Below are 19,698 nucleotides of genomic sequence, written 5' to 3'. Positions count from 1 at the left end.
CGATCCTGGGTGACCCGTCGACGCTGGGCGGTGCTTCGCCGATCGCGTCCGGCGGCACCGGCGGGACCGGCGGCACCTCTGGCGGCGGCGGCGGGCTGATGAACGACCTGATGCAGGCCGCCAACCAGTTGGGCGCCAACCAGGCCATCGACCTGCTCAAGGGCCTGGTGATGCCGGCCATCATGCAGGGTGTCCAGCAGAGCGCCGCGGGTGGCGCGCCGGGTGCCGCGTTGCCGGCCGCCGCGGGTGCACTGCCGGGCGCGGCCAAGGCCCTGCCGGGTGCCGCCGCTGCCCTGCCGGGTGCCGCGGGTGCCCTGCCGGGTGCTGCGGGTGCGCTGCCGGGTGCCGCGGGTGCGCTACCGGGTGCTGCCGCGGGTGCCGCGGGTGCCCTGCCGGGTGCCGCCGCCGGTGCCCTGCCGGGTGCTGCGGGTGCGCTGCCGGGCGCCGCGGGTGCCCTGCCGGGCGCTGCCGCCGGTGCACTGCCGGCCGCCGCGGGTGCGCTGCCGGCCGCGACCGGTGCCACCGGCGCCTTGCCGGCCGCCGCCGCGCCGGTCCTGCCCCACTAGAGCCGCGAGGAACCTGCCCCCTGACGGCACCGCAGAGTCCGCCCTCTGCGGTGCCGTCGAACAGGTTTCGTGGTCTCTGGCGCTCGAAATCGTGTCGCCTCATAAATAACACCAGGAACACAAGTAACATCAGCTGGTGTCCCGGAGTCGCGCGCCGACGATGTTGCTCACCGCCATCGCGGCCACGGTCGTCATCGTCTCCTGGGTTGGCGACGCGACGCGCGACCGGGGAACCCCGAAACCGGCGCGGCCGCCCGAAACTCAGCTGGCCGAGCAGCCGCTGATCGGGCTCGGGGGTGGGGTCACGGTTCGCGAACTCACCCAGGACACCCCGTTTTCGTTGGTGGCACTCACCGGGGACCTCGCCGGCACGTCCACCCGGGTGCGCGCCAGGCGCCCCGACGGCTCCTGGGGCCCCTGGTACCAGACCGAGTACGAAACGGCGGCCCCCGACGCCGGGCCCGCGAGCGACGGGGCGACCGAGGGCCCGCGCAGCACGGACCCGGTCTTCGTCGGCACCACCACGACGGTCCAGATCGCGGTCACACGACCGATCGATGCGCCGACGACGCAACCGGCCCCCGCCCCCGCCAGCGACGCGGGCCTCGGATACAGGCCGGCCTCCAGGGAACAGCCCTACGCGGAGAACATCTCGGCGATCCTCATCTCCCCGCCGCAAGCGCCGGTGCACACCCAGTGGACGCCGCCGTCGGGAGTGATGATGCCCGGCCAGCCGCCCGCCATCATCAGCCGCGCGGAGTGGGGCGCCGACGAGTCGCTGCGATGCGGTAGTCCCCAGTACGACAACGGGATTCGCGCCGCCGTCATCCACCACACCGCGGGCAGCAACGACTACTCCCCGCTGGAATCCGCCGGGATCGTCAAGGCGATCTACACCTACCACAGCAAGACGCTGGGCTGGTGCGACATCGCCTACAACGCGCTGGTCGACAAGTACGGCCAGGTGTTCGAGGGCAGCGCCGGGGGGCTGACCAAGGCCGTCGAGGCCTTCCACACCGGCGGCTTCAACCGCAACACCTGGGGTGTGGCGATGATCGGCAACTTCGACGACGTGCCGCCGACCCCCATCCAGCTGCGGACCGTGGGCCGGTTGCTCGGCTGGCGGCTGGGCATGGACGGCGTCGACCCCAAGGGCACGGTGGCCCTGGAGTCGGCCGGCAGCCACTACACCACCTTTCCGGCCGGCGCCGTCGCGAACCTGCCCACCATCTTCACCCACCGCGACGTCGGCAACACCGACTGCCCCGGCAACGCCGCCTACGCGCTGATGGACGAAATCCGGGATATCGCATCGCATTTCAACGATCCGCCGGAGGAGTTGATCAAGGCGCTGCAGGGGGGCGCCATCTACGAGCACTGGCTCGCGATCGGCGGCATGAACAGCGTCCTCGGCGCGCCCACCTCGCCGGAGGACAACGCGGAAGGCGGCGCCCGCTTCGCGACCTTCGCCAAGGGCGCGATGTACTGGTCGCCCGAGACCGGCGCGGAGCCGGTGACGGGTGCCATCTATGACGCCTGGGCCTCGCTGAGCTACGAGCGCGGCCCGCTCGGCCTGCCGACCAGCGCGGAAATACAAGAGCCGCTGCGCATTACGCAGAACTTCCAGCACGGGGTCCTTAACTACGAGCGGCTCACCGGGAACGTCAGTGAGGTCGTCGACGGCATTACGACGCCGCTGTCGACCCAGTCCCCCAGCGGTCCCGACGTGCCGTCCGAGCACTTCTCCCTACCGACCCACCCGACCGCCACCTAGGCGGCCGCTCAGTTTTTCCGGGCGATTGGCGCGTTCGGGACCGGACGTGCGCCAGGTCACATAGTCTCGAACTGGAGGGGGTTCGACTCGAGGGGAGACGGCCGTGTCGTTCGTGGTCACAGAGCCGGAGGTAGTGTCGACCGCCGCCGAGAACCTGGCTGGCATCCGCTCCACCCTGGGCGAGGCGACCGCGGCGGCGGCGGCCCCCACGACCGGGATCGCGGCCGCGGCCGGCGGCGAGGTGTCGACGGCGATCTCGCAGGTGTTCGGCACCTTCGGCCGAGACTTCCAAGCGCTCACCGCCGAGGCGGTGGCGTTTCAGGACGAGTTCGTCGGGCTGTTGAATGGTAGCGCGGCGGCGTATCTCGGCACCGAGCTCGCCAACGCCGAGCAGGGCCTGCTGAGCACGGTGAACACGCCCACGCTCGGCGGCGCGGCCACCGCCTTCGTCCCGGGCGGTGCGTACGGGCAGCTGATCGCCACGACTTCGGCGAACCTGCAGTCTGTCTTCACCGCTTGGAGAGCTGACCCCTTCCCGTTCCTGCGCCAGGTCATCGCCAACCAGATGGGTTACTGGCAGCAGATTGCGACGGCGCTCGCCTACACCGTCCAGAACTTCCCGGCCGTATTGGCTAATTTGCCGGCGACCATCCAGGCCGCGGTCCAGCAACTGCTGGCATTCAACCCGGTTACCGCCCTGCAAGGGTTCGTCACCACCCAGATCGGCTTCGCCCAGGAGTTCGTGACCAACCTCTACGCCGCGACGACCGGCATCATCGCCGGGCTGCCCGCGTTCGGCGCTCAGCTACAGGTGGCCTGGCAGGCCGTCCTGGCGGGCAATTACTTCGGCGCGGTGCAGGATGTGGCGCAGGCCTTCGCCAATCTCCTTGTGACAGGCACCAACCCGGGGAACCCGGTGATCACAATAACGGGGGGCAGCATCTTCCCCCCAGTCCTTCCCACGGTGAGCGCCACGACGACCCCCACCCTGCTCGGCCCGCTGGGAAATCTGTTCGACCTCGCCAACATTCCCGGGCAGGAGGCGCAGTACTTCACCAACCTGATGCCGCCGTCGATCCCCCGGCAGATGTCGCAGAACTTCACCAACGTGCTCAATGTGCTTACGATTCCCAGCATTTCGGCGACGGCTACGTTACCGCTGGCGGACCCGACGACCGGTTCGCTCAGCGCCTTCTTCGGGTTGCCGCTGGTGATCACCTACGCGGCCGCGGGTGCGCCGCTCGCCGGGCTCACAGGGCTCGCGACCAGCGCGACGGCGGTTCAGACGGCCCTGTTGGCCGGCGACCCCGTGGGGGCGCTCGGCGCACTCGTGAACGCTCCGGCCGTGGTAGCCAACGGGTTCCTGAACGGCGAAACGATCGTGGACATGACGATCCCGGTGCCAGTAGGCGCCACAATTCCGATCATTGGCCCCGTCAGCGTTATCGTACCGATCACTTTGCACTTGCCGTTTGACGGCATTCTCGTTCCGCCCCACCCCATTACGGCGACTGTCGATTTCAGCGCCATACCGTTTGGCACGTCAATTGATGTGACGATCTTCGGCACGCCGTTCATGGGACTGGTCCCGCTGTTCGTTAACTACCTGCCCCAGCAACTCGCGGCGGCAATCGCCCCGGCGGGTTAGCGGGCTAAAGCCACCAGCGTTCCAGCACCCGACCCACCCCGTCGTCGCTGTTGGGCGTGGTGACCTCGTCGGCGGCGGCCAGCACATCGGGATGCGCGTTGCCCATCGCCACACCGTGGCCCGCCCACCGCAGCATCGGGATGTCGTTGGGCATGTCGCCGAACGCCACCACGTCGTCGCTGGTGATGCCCTGCGGCTTGGCGACCTCCTCCACGCCGCTGGCCTTGCTGATCCCCAGCGGGACGATCTCGACCAGGCCGTTGTTGGTCGAGTAGGTGATATCCCCTTCGATGCCAACATGTTTGGCGAGTTCGGCGGCCATGTCCGAACTGCGGGCACCGGCCTTGCGGATCAGCAGCTTGATCGCCGGGGCGCTCAGCAGGTCGGCGATCGACACCTCGGTGTTGTCCGGGTTCAGCCACGCGTGCTCGTAGCCCGGCGAGCTGATGAACTGCGGAGTGGCCGTGTCGTGGGCGCGCTCGCCGATCCGCTCGACGGCCAGACCGGCGCCCGGGATGACGCGGGTCGCGAGCTCGGCCAGCTCGGCAAGCGTGTCGGTGCCCAGCGTTCGCGACGAGACCACGCGGTCGTTCGCGGGGTCGTACAGGACGGCGCCGTTGGCGCACACCGCGATCGGCGCGAAGCCGAGCGCGTCCACCACGGGGCGGATCCAGCGCGGCGGCCGTCCCGTCGCCACCACGAACTGCGCCCCGGCGGCGACGGCGGCACGCACGGCGTCACGGGTGCGCGGGGAGATGGTCTCGTTTTCGTCGAACAAGGTGCCGTCGACGTCGCAGGCGATCAGCGCCGGCAAGGTCATTGAGAGAATCCGCCTTCTCTCAGTGCAATCCGCTTTGGGTCTGCCCCGGTCGCGTCACGCCGTCGCTGCCGGACCGTTGCATCCGCTCGTGCAATTCGGCCAACCGGATCGCCCGGGAATCGTCCTGGTTCGGCGCGGATCCACCCAGGCGCCGCGGCACCCAGAACTCGCCCTCGGGGTGCGGATATTCCTCCTGCACTCGGTACAGCATCGCGTTCATCACCTGGCGCACCGCGGCGATGAGCTGGTCGGCGTTGCCGTCCGGTGGCAGCGGGCGCCCGGCGGCCACGGTGATCGGAACTTTGTTGCGGAACACCTTCTTTGGATGGTCCTTGGGCCAAATCCGATGTGCGCCCCAGACGATCATGGGAATGATCGGCACCCGGGCGTCCAGCGCCAGGCGGGCTGCCCCCGACTTGAACTCCCGGAGTTCATAGCTGCGGCTGATGGTCGCCTCGGGGTGGAGCCCGACGAGCTCGCCCTCCCGCAGCTTCTGGGCGGCCACCGCGTACGCCTCGTCCCCCTTCCGGCGGTCCACCGGGATGAGCTGGCAGTGCTTGATCACGAAGTTGACCGCCTTCACGTCCGCCATCTCGGCCTTGATCATGAAGCGCAGGCGTCGCTTGCGTTCTTTGGCGGCAATCGACGCGGGCATCCAGTCCAGGTAGCTGGTGTGGTTGAGCGCGATCAGGGCGCCGCCGCGGGCCGGAATGTTTTCCAGGCCTTCGAAATTGAGCTTGGTTCCGTTCATCGCAGCGAACGCGGGAACAACGATCTCCGCCAAGCGGAAAAACGGCTCTGCCATGTTCCTATCCTTCCCCCTAACGCGACTGATGCGAAGTCCGGTGGGCGACCCTCTTGGCCGACCTCGCCGCCGCCTCGTCGGCCTCTATCTGCGCCGCCTCGGCTGGGGTCGGCGCGCCGCCGCCGAGCCGGCGCGGCACCCAGTAGGCGCCGGCGGGGTGCGCATAGTGCTGCTGCGCCTGATGCAGCAGCGTCGTCATCGATTCGCGCAGCGCGGCATTGGTGGACTCGATGTCTCCGGTAGCCCGCACCGGCGCCCCCACCGCCACGCTGATCGGCAGCTTCTTGCGGCCGACGTTCCGCGGATGGTCCTTGGTCCAGATGCGGTGCGCGCCCCAGACGATCACCGGGACGATCGGGACGTCGGCTTCGGCGGCCATCCGGGCCGCGCCCGTCTTGAACTCCTTGAGTTCGAAGCTGCGGCTGATCGTGGCCTCCGGGTAGACGCCGACCAGCTCGCCCTCGCGCAGCCGCCGCACGGCTACCGCGTAGGCGTCCGCCCCGGCGCCGCGGTCCACGGGAATGGTGCGGGTGTGCTTGATCAGGAAATTAACCACCTTCACCTGTTGCATCTCGGCTTTGATCATGAATCTAAGCCGACGGCGGCGGCGATGCACGGCTAATGCGGCAGGCAGAAAGTCGACGTAGCTGGTGTGGTTGATCGCGATCACGGCCCCGCCGCGGTCGGGGATGTTCTCCTCGCCGCGGTAGGTGATTCGCGTGCCGGTGGCCAGGACGACGAGCTGGGCCAGGATCTCGAGGGTGCGAAAGGTTGGCTCCGCCATCACGGCTCCGGTGGCCCGGCGGCCCGGGCGCGGCGGGCGGCCCGCTGGGCGGCCTCCTCGGCGTCCATGCGGGCCGCTTCGGCTAGCGACGGGGCGCCGCCCCCGAGCCGTTTCGGCACCCAGAATTCCCCGGTCGGGTGGGGTCCATACAGTTCTTGGGCCCGTTCCAGCAAATGTTGCATCCGTGAATGCAACAGCCCCTTCAATTCCTCGACGGCCAGCGTCGGCTCGATCGGCTCGCCGACGAGCACCACGATCGGCACCTTGGGGCGCCACAGCTTCTTGGGGTGCCCCTTGGTCCAGATCCGCTGCGCGCCCCAGACGATGTGCGGAACGATCGGGACGCCCGCGTCGACCGCCATCCGGGCCGCCCCCGACTTGAACTCCTTGATCTCGAAGCTGCGGCTGATCGTGGCTTCGGGGTACACGCCGACCAGCTCGCCGTCCTTGAGGTTCCTAACCGCGGCTTCGTAGGACGCCGCCCCGTCCTGCCGGTCCACGGAGATATGCCGCAGGCTGCGCATGATCGGCCCGGTGATCTTGCTGTCGAACACCTCTTGCTTGGCCATGAACCGCACCTTGCGCCCAAGGCCCTGCTTGTAGGCGGGCAAACCCGCGAACGTGAAGTCCAGGTAGCCGGTGTGGTTGATCGCGATGACGGCACCGCCGGTCTTCGGCAAGTTCTCGACGCCCGAGACGGAGATCTTGAGACCCTGGATACGCCAGACCAGGCGGGCGAGCTGGATGACAGTCCCGTATACCGGTTCCACAGCGCTTCAGCGTAGTGCTCCGGACTGTGAGGCGCCTCAAGCGCCGAAGAGAGGCAACCCCTTGTCCGTCCCCGATTCACCGCCCCCCGTGCCGGCGGTCGTCGCCCGGTTCGCCGCCGGCAGGCCCGTGCGCGCGATCTGGGTCAACGAGCTGGGCGGCGTCACCTTCCGGGTGGGTCCGGGGGCTTCCGGCGCAGAATTCATCAAGGTGGCCGACGCGGACGTCGCGGACTTCGGCGGTGAGGCGGCCCGGCTGGGGTGGGCCGCCCGGTACGTCACGGTGCCGGAGGTGCTGGGCTGGGGCGTCGACGGGGGCCGGGCGTGGCTGCGCACCCGCGCGCTGCCCGGCCTGTCCGCGGTGCACCCGCGATGGCTGGCGGCACCGGAGGTGGCCGTGCGCGCGATCGGCGCGGGGCTTCGCGCGCTGCACGATCGGATGCCGGTGTCGTCCTGCCCGTTCGACTGGTCGGTCACCGGACGGCTGGCCATGCTGTCGCCGGCAGCGCGGGAGCGCCTGGGCCCGCCGCCGCCGATCGATCGGGCGGTGGTCTGCCACGGCGACGCGTGCGCACCCAACACGCTGATCGGCGACGACGGCCGCTGCTGCGGGCACGTCGACTTCGGCGAGCTCGGCGTCGCCGATCGGTGGGCCGACCTGGCGGTGGCGACGCTGTCGTTGGGCTGGAACTATCCCGGTCGCCGCTGGGCGCCGAATTCTTCGACGCGTACGGCGTCGAGCCCGACCCGGCTCGCATCGACCACTACCGGCGGCTGTGGGACGCCGAAGATCAGTCGTCGCGCTAAGCTCGGGGCCTGACAAGCCGTCAACGCCCCAACGTCCCTGAAAGGTATCAGTGCAGGTCACGAGCGTAGGCCACGCCGGATTCTTGATCGCGACCCGCGCGGGCACCATCCTTTGTGACCCCTGGGTCAATCCCGCCTACTTCGCGTCCTGGTTCCCGTTCCCGGACAACAGCGCGCTGGACTGGGACCAACTGGGCGACTGCGACTACCTGTACGTCTCGCACCTGCACAAGGACCACTTCGACGCCAGGAATCTCAGCGAGCACGTCAACAAGGACGCGGTGGTGCTGCTGCCCGACTTCCCGGTCCCCGACCTGCGAAACGAATTGCAAAAGCTGGGGTTTCACCGGTTTTTCGAGACCACCGACTCGACCACGCACCGGGTCAGCGGGCCCAAGGGCGACCTCGACGTCATGATCATCGCCCTGCGCGCGCCGGCCGACGGCCCGATCGGTGATTCGGCGCTGATCGTTTCCGACGGCGAGACAACGGTTTTCAACATGAACGACGCCCGGCCGGTGGATCTCGACGTGGTGGCCGCCGACTTCGGCCACGTCGACGTGCATCTGCTGCAGTACTCCGGGGCGATCTGGTACCCGATGGTCTACGACATGCCGGCGCGCGCCAAGGAGTCGTTCGGCAGCCAGAAGAGGCAGCGTGGCATGGACCGTGCCCGTCAGTACATCGCCCAGGTCGGGGCGACCTGGGTCGTGCCGTCGGCGGGGCCGCCGTGCTTCTTGGACCCCGAGTTGCGCCACCTCAACGACGACCACGGCGACCCGGCCAACATTTTTCCCGACCAAATGGTGTTCCTCGAGCAGATGCGCGCGCACGGGCACGATCGCGGCCTGCTGATGATGCCCGGTTCGACGGCCGACTTCACCGGCTCGACGCTGAATTCGCTTCGCCACCCGTTGCCCGACGACCAAGTCGAGGCCATCTTCACCACCGGAAAAGCGGACTACATCGCCGAGTACGCCGAGCGGATGGCCCCGGTGCTGGCCGCCGAGCGCGCGAGCTGGGCCTCGGCCGCGGGCGAGCCGCTGCTGGAACAGCTGCGCGCGCTGTTCGAGCCGATCATGCTGCAAAGCGACGAGATCTGCGACGGTATCGGCTATCCCGTCGAGCTGGCCATCGGCCCCGAGGCGGTGATCCTGGACTTCCCGAAACGGACCGTGCGCGAACGGATTCCCGACGAAAAGGTCCGCTACGGCTTCGCCATTGCGCCCGAGTTGGTGCGCACCGTGCTGCGCGATCGCGAACCCGACTGGGTCAACACCATCTTCTTGTCCACCCGGTTCAAGGCATGGCGGGTGGGCGGCTACAACGAATACCTGTACACGTTCTTCAAGTGTCTGACCGACGAACGCATCGCCTACGCCGACGGCTGGTTCGCCGAGACCCACGACGACTCCGCATCGATCACCATGGACGGCTGGGAGATTCAGCGTCGATGCCCCCATCTCAAGGCCGACCTGTCGAAATTCGGTGTGATAGAGGACAACACGTTGACCTGCAACCTGCACGGGTGGCAGTGGCGGCTGGAGGACGGCCGCTGCCTGACCGCGCGGGGGCATGAGCTGCGGAGCTCAAAGAAATGAACGCGAGTTACGATGACGGCCTGGTCCAGCTGGATCGCGCCGCGATCACGTTGCGCCGCTACCACTTTCCCTCCGGTACGTCGAAGGTAATCGCGCTCGACGCCATCGACGGGTACAAGGCCGAGGCGTTGGGCATGTTCATGCAGCGCTTCCGCATCTGGGGCAGCTCCGACCTGCGCCGCTGGCTGCCCCTGGACGTACAGCGGCCGTTCAAGTCCACGCTGATCACCCTGGACGTCCCGGGGACCTGGCCCAGCCCGGCGTTCACGCCGTCGCGCCCGGACGAGTTCGTCGCGCTGCTGGACGAACTGCTGGCCGGGCGGGGTTAGCGGCCCCTAGCGGCCCAAGTCTTCCAGCGCCGCCCGGGCGGCGTTGTAGCCGGGGATGAACGTGATTCCCGGGCCGCCGTGACACCCCACGCCGCCAAGGTAGAGCCCCTGGATCGGGATCGGTTGGCCGCGAAAGCCTTTCGGACCCGGCCGGTTCGGCCCGATCTGGTCCGAGCTCAGCAGGCCGTGGCAGTAGTCGCCACCCGGGGCGCCGAACATCACGCCCATGTGCCGGGGCGTGAATGTGGTGTGTCGGATGATGCTGCGCTCGAAGTTCGGCGCGAGCCGGGTGATCTTCTCGATGACCCGCTGGCCCATTTCGACCTTCGCCTGGCCGTAGTCCGCCCCGCCCTCGATCGGGAACCACAGCGCGAAGGCCGACGCGGCGTGCTTGCCCTCGGGCGCCAGGTCGGGGTCGTTCTGCGAGGGGATCTGCAACACTACGGTCGGGTCGGCCGGCACGATGCCGCGCCGGGCGTCCTCCCACTGCTGCTGGACTTCCTCCGGGGTGCAGAAGAGGCCGATCGAGGCCTGCATCGCCGGCTCGTTGAGCACCTCGTAGGGCGCGGCGAACTGGGGGGCTTCGTCCAGCGCGAAGTGCATCTGCAGGTAGCTTCCGCGGTGGTCGATCCCCGCGTAGCGCTCGCGGATGTCGGCGGGCAGCGCCGCGGGGTCGATCATCTCGTTGAGCGTGAGGTCCGGCGCGAGGTTCGAGACGACGGTTGGCGCGGTCAGGGTATCCCCGGCCTCGGTGCGCACGCCGGTCACCCGCCCGTCGGCGACGAGGATTTCGGTCACCTTGGTGCGCAGCCGCACCTCGCCGCCCAGGCTCTCCAGCAGCTGCGCGAGGTGAGCGGTGAGCGCGCCGATGCCGCCGCGCAGCTTCTTCATCTGCATGGTGTCCCCGTCGGGAACGCCGAGCCCGAAGGCCAGCGCGGCCGCGCTGCCGGGGGTGGACGGCCCCCGGTAGAGGGTGTTGACGGCCAGCACGGTCATCGAGCCGCGCAGCGCGCCGTGCTTCTCGCGGTCGGGCAGGTAGCGGTCCAGCACGTCGGTGACAGAGCCGAACAACATGTCGTCGATGGCCGAGCGTTCGAATTCGTTGGTGGCGCAGGCGTACATCTCGTCGAAGGTCTTGGGTTCCGTCCCCGCCTCGAACCGGCCGAGCGCCCGGGCGGGCGCCTGGCTCCAGGCCATCAGTCCCGCCATCCCGTTGACGGCGTCCGCGCCGTGCACCTCGTTGAGGTGGGTGAACAACTTGATCGGGTCGCTGTACTGGATCAGCGGATCGTCGCCGACGCCACGCACCGCGACCGACATCACCTCCAGGTCGAGGGTCTCGAGGGTGTCCAGGCCCAACTCCTCGACCACCACCGACGCCGTCGGGAACTGCACCGACCCGGCGATCTCGAACTGGTACCCGTCGAAAAGCTCGACGGTGGAAGCCATCCCACCGGCATACAGCTTGGCGTCCAGGCACACCGTTTTTAGCCCGGCCTTCTGCAGCAGCACCGCCGCGGCCAACCCGTTGTGTCCCGCGCCGATGACGATCGCGTCATATTCAGTCATGTCCCTGCCCTCCAGGAATGGAGGCTGGCATGCCCGCGAAGTTTTGTCAATTATGACGAAACTGGGGTCAGGCCCAGGCGTCGGTGATGCCGGCCCGCAGCGACTCGAGCGCGACGTGGGACACCCGCGCCAGCTCGCCCAGCGACCGATCCCCGCCGAGCATCCAGAATTCCATCGCACCGAACACCGCGGCCGCGATGCAGCGCGCGGTCACCGCGGCGCGCAGTCGCGCGTCCGGCGTGGCGGCCGCGGCGCAGCTACGCCGGTGCAGTTGCTCCTGGATGGCGTTGGCGAAGTCGGCCTGCACTTCCTGGATGTGCCGGACGATGCGGCCGGGATCGATCTCGCCGCCCCGCAACGCGGCGATCTTCGTCACGGCCTCAACGTCATACGGGAACGAAAAGACGGCCGATTGCACGGAATCGATGATCGGCTCGTCGGCGGGACGCGCGTCCAGCGCCGCGCGAAACCAGTTCAGACCGGTGTAGTCGGCAAACAGCAGGTCGTGCTTGGACCGGAAGTGGCGATAGAACGTCCGCAGCGACACCCCGGCGTCCGCCGCGATCTGCTCGGCCGACGTCTCCTCGACACCCTGGGCGAGGAACCGCACCAGGGCGGCCTGTATCAGCGCCTCCCGGGTGCGTTCGCTGCGCGCCGTCTGCGCGGGCCTGACCATGATCAGTAAGGTACCCCAGGGTTTGTGTGTCAATATTGACAAAACTTCGGAATCAGGGTGACACTTCGCCCATGATCTGGCTCTACATCCACGCAATCCTCGGGATCGCCGTCATCGGCTGGATTATCGCGTCGAACCCGAAGATCTACGCCAAACCCGCCGACGGACCGTGGTTCTCGCCGCTGGAACTCGTGTACTACGCCGCGGGCATCGCCTCGATCGCGCTGGGCTGGTACTTCAACATCCATTTCGTGCTCGCCGCGCACGGCGAGGGCAGCATCGTCTCGGGACCGGCCAGCTACCCGCACTTCCTGGCGCAGCAATTCGGCAACCCGGCCGCCGGCTCGGGCAGCCAGGACTACATCATCTCGAATGTCATTCTGCTGCCGGTGTTTACGATCGTGGACGGCTACCGGCGCGGCGTCCGCCGCCCGTGGCTGTTCTTCCTGGCCAGCTTCTTCACCAGCTTTTCCTTCCCGCTGGCCTGGTACTTCGCCACCATGGAGCGGATGCGCCGCCACGAGCGCGCCCGCGAGCCGGTGAACGCCTGATTCAGCGCGTCGTCTCGGCCCATCGCGCAGCCCAGCGCTCCAGCGGAGTCAGGGCCTTACCGAGGGAGCGACCCGCCTCGCTCAGCTCGTAGCTCTGGTCTTCCCGCTGGACGACGAGGCCCGCGTCGGTCAGCTCGCCGAGGCGGTCGTAGAGAACGCTGGGCGACATGCCGTCGCAGCGGTCGCGCAGCGCGCGGGCCCCGAGCGGACCGTCCCGAAGCTCCCACAGGATCCGCAGCGACCAGCGCCGGCCGAGCAGGTCGAGGGCGGCCATCAGCGGGCGCCCCGTCGTCGACCCGCGCACCGGCGTGCCGGGGCGGACCGCCGATTGACGTTTCGTTTTCCGTAACGTAGTTTCGTCTGTCATGGTTACGGAAATAGTAACGCCTCGGATCGGCGCGCTCGAACCGCCCCACGAGCCGGCGGTGGCCGCTCAGCTGGACAAGATGATGCCGCCGGGCGTGCCACCGATCGCGTTGTTTCGAACAGTGGTGCGCAACCTGCCCATGGCCGAGGCCATGACGTTGTGGGGCGGCTACGAGCTGAGCCGCGCGCTGTCGCTGTCGCTGCGCGACCGCGAGATCGTCATCGACCGCACCTGCGCGCGATGTGGCTGCGAGTACGAATGGGGCGTGCACATCTCCTTTTTCGCCCAAAAGGCGCGCCTCGAGCGCGGCCAGGTCCGTTCCCTGACCCACGGCAGCGCCGACGATCCCTGCTGGGTCGCCGAGCGCGATCGGCTGTTGATTCGCGCGGTCGACGCGCTGTGCGACCACCGCGACATCGACGACGCCCTGTGGGCGGCGCTGCGCGACGAGTTCGACGAACGCGAGATCCTCGATCTCACCATGCTGTGCGGCTGGTATCACGCGATCAGCTTCACCGCGCGCGCCGCCCGCGTGCCGCTGGAGGCGGGCAGCCCCACCTTCGCCGGGGTCGCTTAGTCCGACGGTGGCGACCCGCCGCGCCCGGCTACGCCGCGCTTGCGATCGCCACTAGGGCTCGAGCAGCTCGGTGCCCACGAACGGCACCAGCGCGGCGGGCACCCGCACGCTGCCGTCGGGCTGCTGGTGGTTCTCCAAGATCGCCACCAGCCACCGCGTGGTGCCGAGCGTGCCGTTGAGCGTGGCCGCGATCTGCGGCTTGCCGTTGTCGTCGCGATAGCGCGTCGCCAGCCGGCGCGCCTGAAACGTGGTGCAGTTCGATGTCGACGTCAGCTCGCGGTAGGTGCCCTGCGTGGGAACCCATGCCTCGCAGTCGAATTTGCGCGCCGCCGACGAGCCGAGGTCGCCCGCGGCCACGTCGATCACCCGGTACGGCACCTCGATCAGGGCCAGCATCTCGCGCTGCCAGCCCAGCAGCCGCTGGTGTTCGGCCTCGGCGTCGGCGGGGGCGCAGTAGACGAACCCCTCCACCTTGTCGAACTGGTGCACCCGGATGATGCCGCGGGTGTCCTTGCCGTAGCTGCCGGCCTCCCGCCGAAAGCACGAGGACCAGCCCGCGTAGCGGCGCGGGCCGCCGGACAGGTCCAGGATCTCGTCGGAGTGGTAGCCGGCCAGCGGCACCTCGGACGTCCCCACCAGGTAGAGGTCGTCGGCCTCGACCCGGTACACCTCGTCGGCGTGGGCGCCCAGGAACCCGGTGCCGGCCATCACCTCCGGGCGCACCAGCACCGGCGGGATCATCGGGACGAAGCCGTTGTCGACGGCCAGCCGCAGCGCCAGTTGCAGCAGGCCCAGCTGCAGCAGCGCGCCCCGCCCGGTCAGGAAGTAGAACCGCGAGCCGGCCACCTTCGCCCCGCGTTGCATGTCGATGAGGCCCAGCGACTCGCCGAGTTCCAAATGGTCCCTGGGGTTTTCGATCGTCGCCGGCTCGCCGACGACGTCCAGGACGCGGTAGTCGTCCTCGCCGCCGGCGGGCACCCCGTCGATGACGACGTTCGAGATCGCCATGTGCGCCGCGGTGAACGCCGCCTCGGCGTCGGCCTGGGCGGCTTCCGCGGCCTTCACCTGCTCGGCGAGCTCCTTGGCGCGCTGCAGCAGGCCCGGGCGTTCCTCGGGCGACGCGGCCCCCACGCTCTTGCTGGCGGCCTTCTGTTCGGCGCGCAGGCCGTCGGCGGCCGAGATCGCCGAGCGGCGCGCGGCGTCGGCCGCCAGCAAGGCGTCCACAAGCGCCGGGTCTTCGCCACGGCTGACTTGCGAGCGGCGCACGGCATCGGGGTCTTCCCGGAGCAGCTTCAGGTCGATCACGGCCCCGACACTACTTTCGCGGCCCCGACCAGACGGCAGAGCACCCGCCAACCCGAGCCCCACATACCACATCCGTAACGTTTGTCACGCCACTCAGGGGGCCCTGTCAGAATGGAGCCGATGTCGCAAGCGCCGGAGAAGGAAGTTACGGAAGCCAGCGCCTCCAGTTCGGAGAACGCCGGCTCCCGCGACGACGCGGCGAAACCACCGTCGGGCGGCTTCCCATGGCCGCGGGGGTTGCAGGCGACGGCGACCAGGCGGGCGCTGCTGCTCACCGCGCTGGGCGGACTGCTGATCGCCGGACTGGTCACCGCGATCCCGGTCGGCGGCGGCCCGGGAAGGCTGGCCGGCTACATCGACCCGGTGCCCAGCACCGGGACCAAGAGTGATGCCGCGTTCAACCGCGCCAAGGGCGGCGATTGCCTGATGTGGCCGGATGCCACCCCCGAGTCCGCGAGCATCGTCAACTGCACCGAGGATCACAAGTTCGAGGTGGCCGAGTCCGTCGACATGCGGACCTTCCCCGGCTCGGAGTACGGGCCCAGCGCCGCTCCCCCGTCGCCGGCGCGGATCCAGCAGATGACCCAGGAGCAGTGCGAGCCGGCGGTGCACAACTACCTGGGCGCGAAGTTCGACCCCAACAGCAAGTTCATGGTCAGCCTGCTGTGGGCCGGCGACCGGGCCTGGCGCCAGTCCGGGGACCGCCGCATGCTGTGCGGGCTGCAACTCCCCGGCAGCAACAACCAGCAGCAGGCGTTCAAGGGCAAGGTCGCCGACGTCGACCAGTCCAAGGTCTGGCCGACCGGCACCTGCCTGGGCATCGACCCGGCGATCAACCAGCCCACGGATGTCCCGGTCGACTGCGCGACGCCGCACGCCATGGAAGTCACCGGCACGGTGAACCTGGCCGAGAAGTTTCAAGGTCCGCTGCCCGCCGAGCCCGACCAGGACGGGTTCATCAAGGACGCGTGCACCAAGATGACGGACGCGTACCTGGCGCCGACCAAGTTGCGCACCACCACCCTCACGCTGATCTACCCGACGGTGTCGCTGCCGAGTTGGTCGGCGGGTAGCCGCGAGGTCGCGTGCAGCATCGGCGCCACGCTGGGCAACGGCGGCTGGGCCACGCTGGTGAACAGCGCCAAGGGCAAGCTCCTGATCAACGGCCAGGCGCCGATCGCCCCACCCGACATTCCCGAGGAGCGGCTGACGATGCCGCCGATCCCGGTTCAGGCGCCGAGCCAGCCCACCCAGGCCAGCACCGCGCCCGACGCCATACCACCGAACAACCAGCACCTGCCGGGGCAGCAGCCGGTCGTGACGCAACCGCAGGCGCCCGCCACCCAGGCCCCGGCCCCGCAAGCGCCGCAGGACGTCCCGCCCCCGCCAGACGGCGGGGCGGCCCCACCGGCCAACCCGGCGCCGCAGGCCCCTCCGGCGCCCAACCCGCCGGCGGAGGCACCGCAGCCCGCGCCGGCCGAACCGGCTCCCGCCCCGGCGGGCTAGCCGGGTGGCCGTGCGGATGGATCCGCGCCGGTTCGAGGAGCTGGTCTCCGATGCGCTCGACCTGATCCCGCCCGAGTTGGCCGCGGCGATGGACAACGTCGTCGTGCTGGTCGAGGACCGCCACCCGGAGGACGCCGAACTGCTCGGCCTGTACGAAGGGGTGGCGCTGACCGAGCGCGACTCCGACTACGCCGGCTCGCTGCCGGACGCCATCACGATCTACCGCGAGGCGCTGCTGGACGTGTGCGACTCCGACGACGACGTCGTCGAGGAGGTGGCGATCACGGTGATCCACGAAATCGCCCACCACTTCGGCATCGACGACCACCGGCTGGAAGAACTGGGCTGGGCCTGACGGGCGCGGCAACGCCATTTTGTCCGGACCGGATGCTATGAACGGCTGATGAGCGCTGAGTGCCGCGAGTGCCGGGCGGGCTTAGATCACTGCCACGGCACCATCATTCGTCATTCGTTGCGTCGGTGGGAATGCACCGAGCCGGACTGCGACAGCCCCGAGCTGTTGGTGCACACGTTCGTCATCGACTGCGACGCCGTCGGTTGCGCGTGCGCGGAAGAGTCGTCAGCCCATCGGATCGGTGCTTGAGCCCACCGCGTCGGCGACCGGGCTCGCGGCGGCCTGCGGGTAGAACGGCGGCGTCAAGCACCCCCACCGCACGCAGCTCCACCGCCCGTCGGTGATCGGAGCCAGGACCACCGAATCGGCGTTCTCCAGGTGGTTGTCCAGCGCGAAATTGGCGTCCACCCCGGCCAGGACCGCGGAGGCCAGCCGGATCGCCGCGCCGTGGCTGACGACGACGATGTCGCCGGTCCACTCATCGTCGTCCAGGTAGCGCAGCCGCAGCTCGGTCAGCACCGGCAGGTAGCGGTCCAGGACGTCGTTGCCGGTCTCCCCGCCCGGCAGGGGGAGGTCGAGATCGCCGTGATGCCATTGCTCGTAGATCGCGTTGAACTCGGCGACCGCCTCGTCGTCGCTGCGGTCTTCCAGGCGGCCGACCTGCACCTCGTGAATCCCGGTGAATTCCAGCGCGCCCATCTCGAGTTCCGCGCCGATCACCTGGGCCGTCTGCGACGCCCGCGTGGCCACCGAGTGCGCGAGCATCGCCGGGCGTCCCGAGCCGCGGGCGAACGCGCGGGCCTGGTCGCGGCCCAACGGCGTCAGCTCGGCCCCGGGCGGGCGGGTGTCGAGGCGGCGCTCGACGTTGCCGTAGGACTGCCCGTGCCGCAACAGCACCAAGCGGCCGCTCATCGCGCGCCTTCCCGCAGTCGCGCCAGCCAGCCCGCCGCCTCGTCGGCCGGCGGGGGCAGCACCCCGGAGGCCGACCCCGTCGGCCATGAACCCAGATACCTCACATCCGCACAACGACGGTGCAGCGCCTTGAGTGCCTCGCCGACGGCGCCGTCGTCGATGTGCCCGACACAGTCGGCGAAGAACAGGTAGGTGCCGAGTTCGGTTCTGGTCGGCCGGGATTCGATCCGGGTCAGGTCGATGCCGCGGATACCGAACTCGGCCAGCGCGGACAACAGCGCGCCGGGCACGTTGTCGATGCGCAACACGACCGACGTTCGATCCGCTCCGGTGCGGGCCGGCGGCGGCCCGGGCAGCCCGATCAGGACGAAGCGGGTGCGGGCGTTGGGCTCGTCGACGACGCCGTCGGCCAGCGACCCCAGCCCCCAATGCTCGGCGGCCAGCGGCGAGGTCACCGCGGCGTCGGCGTGTCCCTCGGCCACCTGACGCGCCGCGTCGGCGTTGGAGTACGCCGGCCGCAGCTCCACCCCGGGTAGATGGGCGGCCAGCCACTGCCGGACCTGCGCCACCGCCACCGGGAACGCCGCCAACGTGCGGACGTCGGACGCGCCGAGGCCGGCCTTGACGACGATGCTGAAGGCGACGTCCAGGGTGGTCTCGGCGAACACCTGCAGGGGCGAGCCGATCGCCAGGCTGTCCAGCGTGGGCATCACCGAGCCGTCGATCGAGTTCTCGATCGGCACGCACGCGTAGTCGGCGTCGCCGTCGCGGACCGCGTTCAGCGCCGCGGGCGTGCTCTCGATCGGCATCGTGCGCACGGCGCCCGGCCCCTGCTCGGGAACGAGGCCGGCGGCCGTGATTTGGCGCAGCGCCGCCTCGGTGAAGGTCCCTTCGGGACCGAGATATGCGATGCGGACCACGCCCCAACCCTAACGGCGCGCCACGTCGAACGGGCCTTGCGGCGTGCTGCGTCGTAAGTTAACTTAGGCTTACCTAATACGCGTGAAGGAGAACGATGGCATCGCCGAGCTGCCCCATCCCGACGACCGCAGAACGCATCCGCAGCGCCTGCGCCAAGGCCGCCGACGCGCTCCTGGCCATCGACGCTGCGGACCCGATCGCCACCCCGGTGCACCACCTGCTGGCCGATGGATCCTTCGCGGTCGTCCTGCCCGTCGAGCGCGAGTGCCCGGCCTCGGGAGCGCAGGCGCTGCTGGAGCTGACGGACTACGCGCCGCTTCCGGTGCGCGAGCCCGTCCGCTCGCTGGTGTGGGTGCGCGGCCGCCTGCAGGAGGTCCCGGCCGACGCGGTGACCGACACGCTGGACCTGATCGCCGCCGAGGACCCGAATCCGGCGCTGTTGGAGGTGGAGACCCCCCGGTCGGCGGGAGAGCCTCGGTACCGGCTGCTGCGGCTCGAGATCGACTCGGTGGTCGTCACCGACGCCACCGGTGCCGAGCCGGTCAGCGTGGCGGATCTGCTGGCCGCCCGTCCCGACCCGTTCTGCGAGATCGAGGCGAGCCTGCTGTGGCACCTCGACACCGTCCACAACGACGTGGTCGCGCGGCTGGTCTCGAAACTGCCGCCGATCGTGCGCCGCGGGCAGGTTCGCCCGCTCGGGCTCGACCGATACGGCGTGCGGTTCCGCATCGAGGGCCGCGACGGCGACCACGACGTCCGGCTGCCGTTCCACAAGCCGGTCGACGACATGACGGGGCTGCGGCAGGCCATCCGGGTGCTGATGGGGTGCCCGTTCATCAATGGGCTGCGAGCCCGCCGGTAGCCCTTGCACGTACGTTATCCGGGTGAACGGCGACCGCTCGCCCCAACGGCCGGTGCCGCGCCGGCCCGAGCCGCCGACCACGCCGCTGCGGCGGCCGGTCCCGCCGCCCGCCCCGGCGCCCCCCGGGGGGGCCCGCCCCGCCGCCGGCGCCCCCGCGCCGCGCCCCCCCCCCGCGCCGCCGGCGCGGCGGCCGGCG

General features: G+C 69.6%; 19 protein-coding genes and 3 pseudogenes. 12 read left to right on the top strand and 10 right to left on the bottom strand.

Annotated features, from left to right (window positions below):
• The 3 genes and pseudogenes from A9X00_RS32890 to A9X00_RS26235 form a co-directional block, all read left to right on the top strand.
• A pseudogene (locus tag A9X00_RS32890) lies at nt 1–257 on the top strand (PirG); the annotation flags it as partial.
• A 442-nt stretch (nt 258–699) separates the two neighbouring features.
• Nucleotides 700–2,340 carry an LGFP repeat-containing protein gene (locus A9X00_RS26240; protein WP_197515281.1) on the top strand — a complete coding sequence of 547 codons (1,641 nt, stop codon included), beginning with the start codon at nt 700–702 and terminating at the stop codon, nt 2,338–2,340.
• A 103-nt stretch (nt 2,341–2,443) separates the two neighbouring features.
• Entirely contained in the window at nt 2,444–3,988 is a 1,545-nt protein-coding gene (locus A9X00_RS26235) for a PE family protein (RefSeq protein ID WP_067160301.1), read from the top strand.
• Nucleotides 3,989–3,992: 4 nt separating this feature from the next.
• Here the strand turns inward: A9X00_RS26235 and A9X00_RS26230 are convergent, their stop codons facing one another.
• Genes A9X00_RS26230 through A9X00_RS26215 form a run of 4 tightly spaced genes read right to left on the bottom strand, consistent with a single transcriptional unit; the run spans nt 3,993 to nt 7,167 of the window.
• Complete coding sequence (locus A9X00_RS26230) at nt 3,993–4,808, bottom strand: Cof-type HAD-IIB family hydrolase (RefSeq protein ID WP_067160299.1); 816 nt, start codon at nt 4,806–4,808, stop codon at nt 3,993–3,995.
• 19 nt (nt 4,809–4,827) lie between these two features.
• Entirely contained in the window at nt 4,828–5,613 is a 786-nt protein-coding gene (locus A9X00_RS26225; RefSeq protein WP_067160295.1) for a 1-acyl-sn-glycerol-3-phosphate acyltransferase, read from the bottom strand.
• Between the two features lie 16 nt (nt 5,614–5,629).
• On the bottom strand, nt 5,630–6,397 hold the full coding sequence (locus A9X00_RS26220; RefSeq protein WP_067160292.1) for a 1-acyl-sn-glycerol-3-phosphate acyltransferase: 768 nt from the start codon (nt 6,395–6,397) through the stop codon (nt 5,630–5,632).
• The gene (locus tag A9X00_RS26215; RefSeq protein WP_067160289.1) at nt 6,397–7,167 is read right to left on the bottom strand and encodes a 1-acyl-sn-glycerol-3-phosphate acyltransferase; all 771 of its coding nucleotides are present in this window, start codon (nt 7,165–7,167) and stop codon (nt 6,397–6,399) included. The genes A9X00_RS26220 and A9X00_RS26215 overlap by 1 nt, the downstream gene beginning before the upstream one ends.
• Nucleotides 7,168–7,228: 61 nt before the next feature.
• On the opposite strand from A9X00_RS26215, the pseudogene A9X00_RS26210 reads away from it, so the two are divergent.
• From A9X00_RS26210 to A9X00_RS26200, 3 genes and pseudogenes are all read left to right on the top strand, one after another.
• A pseudogene (locus A9X00_RS26210) lies at nt 7,229–7,971 on the top strand (phosphotransferase).
• Between the two features lie 50 nt (nt 7,972–8,021).
• Complete coding sequence (locus A9X00_RS26205) at nt 8,022–9,572, top strand: MBL fold metallo-hydrolase (RefSeq protein WP_067160286.1); 1,551 nt, start codon at nt 8,022–8,024, stop codon at nt 9,570–9,572.
• The gene (locus tag A9X00_RS26200; RefSeq protein WP_067160284.1) at nt 9,569–9,901 is read left to right on the top strand and encodes a hypothetical protein; all 333 of its coding nucleotides are present in this window, start codon (nt 9,569–9,571) and stop codon (nt 9,899–9,901) included. The genes A9X00_RS26205 and A9X00_RS26200 overlap by 4 nt, the downstream gene beginning before the upstream one ends.
• 6 nt (nt 9,902–9,907) lie before the next feature.
• Here A9X00_RS26200 and A9X00_RS26195 read toward each other — a convergent pair whose 3' ends face one another.
• Nucleotides 9,908–11,470 (bottom strand): NAD(P)/FAD-dependent oxidoreductase, encoded by a 1,563-nt coding sequence (locus A9X00_RS26195; protein ID WP_067160281.1) that lies wholly within the window; start codon nt 11,468–11,470, stop codon nt 9,908–9,910.
• Between the two features lie 67 nt (nt 11,471–11,537).
• Nucleotides 11,538–12,146, bottom strand: coding sequence for a TetR/AcrR family transcriptional regulator (locus A9X00_RS26190; protein WP_067160278.1), 609 nt, complete (start codon nt 12,144–12,146; stop codon nt 11,538–11,540).
• Between the two features lie 71 nt (nt 12,147–12,217).
• Between A9X00_RS26190 and A9X00_RS26185 the strand changes: the two genes are divergently transcribed.
• Nucleotides 12,218–12,697 carry a DUF2834 domain-containing protein gene (locus A9X00_RS26185; protein ID WP_067160276.1) on the top strand — a complete coding sequence of 160 codons (480 nt, stop codon included), beginning with the start codon at nt 12,218–12,220 and terminating at the stop codon, nt 12,695–12,697.
• Between the two features lies 1 nt (nt 12,698).
• Here the strand turns inward: A9X00_RS26185 and A9X00_RS26180 are convergent, their stop codons facing one another.
• On the bottom strand, nt 12,699–13,064 hold the full coding sequence (locus A9X00_RS26180) for a helix-turn-helix domain-containing protein (RefSeq protein ID WP_082975536.1): 366 nt from the start codon (nt 13,062–13,064) through the stop codon (nt 12,699–12,701).
• Here A9X00_RS26180 and A9X00_RS26175 point away from each other — a divergent pair.
• On the top strand, nt 13,063–13,641 hold the full coding sequence (locus A9X00_RS26175) for a carboxymuconolactone decarboxylase family protein (protein ID WP_067160270.1): 579 nt from the start codon (nt 13,063–13,065) through the stop codon (nt 13,639–13,641). The two genes, A9X00_RS26180 and A9X00_RS26175, sit on opposite strands and share 2 nt — an antisense overlap.
• 51 nt (nt 13,642–13,692) lie before the next feature.
• Here A9X00_RS26175 and serS read toward each other — a convergent pair whose 3' ends face one another.
• Complete coding sequence (serS, locus tag A9X00_RS26170; RefSeq protein WP_067160267.1) at nt 13,693–14,946, bottom strand: serine--tRNA ligase; 1,254 nt, start codon at nt 14,944–14,946, stop codon at nt 13,693–13,695.
• 111 nt (nt 14,947–15,057) lie between these two features.
• On the opposite strand from serS, the gene A9X00_RS26165 reads away from it, so the two are divergent.
• From A9X00_RS26165 to A9X00_RS32250, 3 genes and pseudogenes are all read left to right on the top strand, one after another.
• On the top strand, nt 15,058–16,452 hold the full coding sequence (locus A9X00_RS26165; protein WP_067160264.1) for a septum formation family protein: 1,395 nt from the start codon (nt 15,058–15,060) through the stop codon (nt 16,450–16,452).
• A gap of 4 nt (nt 16,453–16,456) precedes the next feature.
• A pseudogene (locus tag A9X00_RS26160) lies at nt 16,457–16,856 on the top strand (metallopeptidase family protein).
• Nucleotides 16,856–17,056 carry a hypothetical protein gene (locus A9X00_RS32250; RefSeq protein ID WP_082975535.1) on the top strand — a complete coding sequence of 67 codons (201 nt, stop codon included), beginning with the start codon at nt 16,856–16,858 and terminating at the stop codon, nt 17,054–17,056. Before A9X00_RS26160 ends, A9X00_RS32250 begins: the two are co-directional and overlap by 1 nt.
• On the opposite strand, the gene A9X00_RS26155 is transcribed toward A9X00_RS32250, so the two are convergent.
• On the bottom strand, nt 17,033–17,719 hold the full coding sequence (locus A9X00_RS26155) for a histidine phosphatase family protein (protein ID WP_067160258.1): 687 nt from the start codon (nt 17,717–17,719) through the stop codon (nt 17,033–17,035). The genes A9X00_RS32250 and A9X00_RS26155 overlap by 24 nt on opposite strands.
• Nucleotides 17,716–18,639, bottom strand: coding sequence for a prephenate dehydratase (gene pheA / locus A9X00_RS26150; protein ID WP_067160255.1), 924 nt, complete (start codon nt 18,637–18,639; stop codon nt 17,716–17,718). Before pheA ends, A9X00_RS26155 begins: the two co-directional genes overlap by 4 nt.
• A 95-nt stretch (nt 18,640–18,734) precedes the next feature.
• Between pheA and A9X00_RS26145 the strand changes: the two genes are divergently transcribed.
• On the top strand, nt 18,735–19,502 hold the full coding sequence (locus A9X00_RS26145; RefSeq protein ID WP_067160252.1) for a DUF2470 domain-containing protein: 768 nt from the start codon (nt 18,735–18,737) through the stop codon (nt 19,500–19,502).
• Nucleotides 19,503–19,698: the final 196 nt, after the last annotated feature.

Origin of the sequence: Mycobacterium sp. 1245805.9, assembly GCF_001672915.1 — a bacterium.
In the GTDB taxonomy this organism is placed as follows: domain Bacteria; phylum Actinomycetota; class Actinomycetes; order Mycobacteriales; family Mycobacteriaceae; genus Mycobacterium.
Note: the sequence above shows the minus strand (reverse complement) of the source record. Positions and strands in the feature narration are given on the sequence as shown.

Bases quoted from the DNA above. Each gene is read 5' to 3' on its own strand.
- A9X00_RS26230 (WP_067160299.1), bottom strand. From the start codon at position 4,808: ATGACCTTGCCGGCGCTGATCGCCTGCGACGTCGACGGCACCTTGTTC.
- A9X00_RS26225 (WP_067160295.1), bottom strand. From the start codon at position 5,613: ATGGCAGAGCCGTTTTTCCGCTTGGCGGAGATCGTTGTTCCCGCGTTC.
- A9X00_RS26220 (WP_067160292.1), bottom strand. From the start codon at position 6,397: ATGGCGGAGCCAACCTTTCGCACCCTCGAGATCCTGGCCCAGCTCGTC.
- A9X00_RS26200 (WP_067160284.1), top strand. From the start codon at position 9,569: ATGAACGCGAGTTACGATGACGGCCTGGTCCAGCTGGATCGCGCCGCG.
- A9X00_RS26195 (WP_067160281.1), bottom strand. From the start codon at position 11,470: ATGACTGAATATGACGCGATCGTCATCGGCGCGGGACACAACGGGTTG.
- A9X00_RS26190 (WP_067160278.1), bottom strand. From the start codon at position 12,146: ATGGTCAGGCCCGCGCAGACGGCGCGCAGCGAACGCACCCGGGAGGCG.
- A9X00_RS26185 (WP_067160276.1), top strand. From the start codon at position 12,218: ATGATCTGGCTCTACATCCACGCAATCCTCGGGATCGCCGTCATCGGC.
- A9X00_RS26175 (WP_067160270.1), top strand. From the start codon at position 13,063: ATGGTTACGGAAATAGTAACGCCTCGGATCGGCGCGCTCGAACCGCCC.
- A9X00_RS26180 (WP_082975536.1), bottom strand. From the start codon at position 13,064: ATGACAGACGAAACTACGTTACGGAAAACGAAACGTCAATCGGCGGTC.
- A9X00_RS26165 (WP_067160264.1), top strand. From the start codon at position 15,058: ATGGAGCCGATGTCGCAAGCGCCGGAGAAGGAAGTTACGGAAGCCAGC.
- A9X00_RS32250 (WP_082975535.1), top strand. From the start codon at position 16,856: ATGAGCGCTGAGTGCCGCGAGTGCCGGGCGGGCTTAGATCACTGCCAC.
- A9X00_RS26155 (WP_067160258.1), bottom strand. From the start codon at position 17,719: ATGAGCGGCCGCTTGGTGCTGTTGCGGCACGGGCAGTCCTACGGCAAC.
- A9X00_RS26145 (WP_067160252.1), top strand. From the start codon at position 18,735: ATGGCATCGCCGAGCTGCCCCATCCCGACGACCGCAGAACGCATCCGC.